1 protein-coding gene is annotated in these 1,186 nt (G+C 70.2%); it reads left to right on the top strand.

Annotated features, from left to right (window positions below; all coding sequences use genetic code 11):
- Positions 1-1,125 (top strand): methionine adenosyltransferase (gene metK / locus BFF77_RS21610; RefSeq protein ID WP_066952444.1); only part of this gene is annotated, 1,125 nt, incomplete at its 5' end.
- Positions 1,126-1,186: the final 61 nt, after the last annotated feature.

Below are 1,186 nucleotides of genomic sequence, written 5' to 3'. Positions count from 1 at the left end.
TCCACGGCGACGCGGGAGGACCCGTCCTCCCGCGTCGCCGTGGAGACCTTGATCACCACAGGTCAGGTCCATGTGGCCGGCGAGGTCACGACCAAGGCCTACGCGCCGATCGCGCAGCTCGTGCGGGACAAGATCCTGGAGATCGGCTACGACTCCTCGAAGAAGGGCTTCGACGGCGCCTCCTGCGGCGTGTCGGTGTCCATCGGCGCGCAGTCGCCGGACATCGCCCAGGGTGTCGACACCGCGTACGAGAAGCGTGTCGAGGGTGACGAGGACGAGCTGGACAAGCAGGGCGCGGGCGACCAGGGCCTGATGTTCGGCTACGCCTGCGACGAGACGCCCGAGCTGATGCCGCTCCCGATCCACCTCGCGCACCGGCTCTCCCGCCGCCTGTCCGAGGTCCGCAAGAACGGGACCATCCCGTACCTGCGCCCCGACGGCAAGACCCAGGTCACCATCGAGTACGACGGCGACAAGGCCGTCCGCCTCGACACGGTCGTCGTCTCCTCGCAGCACGCCTCGGACATCGACCTGGACTCGCTGCTCGCTCCCGACGTGCGTGAATTCGTCGTCGAGCACGTCCTCCAGGAGCTGGTCGACGACGGCATCAAGCTGGAGACCGAGGGCTACCGTCTGCTGGTCAACCCGACCGGACGCTTCGAGATCGGCGGCCCGATGGGCGACGCCGGTCTGACCGGCCGCAAGATCATCATCGACACGTACGGCGGCATGGCCCGGCACGGCGGCGGCGCCTTCTCCGGCAAGGACCCGTCGAAGGTCGACCGCTCCGCCGCGTACGCCATGCGCTGGGTCGCCAAGAACGTCGTCGCCGCGGGCCTCGCCTCCCGCTGCGAGGTCCAGGTCGCGTACGCGATCGGCAAGGCCGAGCCGGTCGGTCTCTTCGTGGAGACCTTCGGCACCGCCACGGTCGACACCGAGAAGATCGAGCAGGCCATCGGCCAGGTCTTCGACCTCCGCCCGGCCGCGATCATCCGCGACCTCGACCTGCTCCGCCCGATCTACGCCCAGACCGCGGCGTACGGCCACTTCGGCCGCGAGCTCCCCGAGTTCACCTGGGAGACCACGGACCGCGTGGACGCCCTGCGCGAGGCCGCGGGCCTCTGACCCACCCCGCACCGGCTGACAACGGCCCCGGACCGCAGGACGGTCCGGGGCCGTTGTCAGC

Origin of the sequence: Streptomyces lushanensis (genome assembly GCF_001700515.1) — a bacterium.
GTDB lineage: Bacteria > Actinomycetota > Actinomycetes > Streptomycetales > Streptomycetaceae > Streptomyces > Streptomyces lushanensis.
The sequence above is the reverse complement of the archived record's forward strand: the minus strand, read 5'-3'. Positions and strand labels throughout refer to the sequence as shown.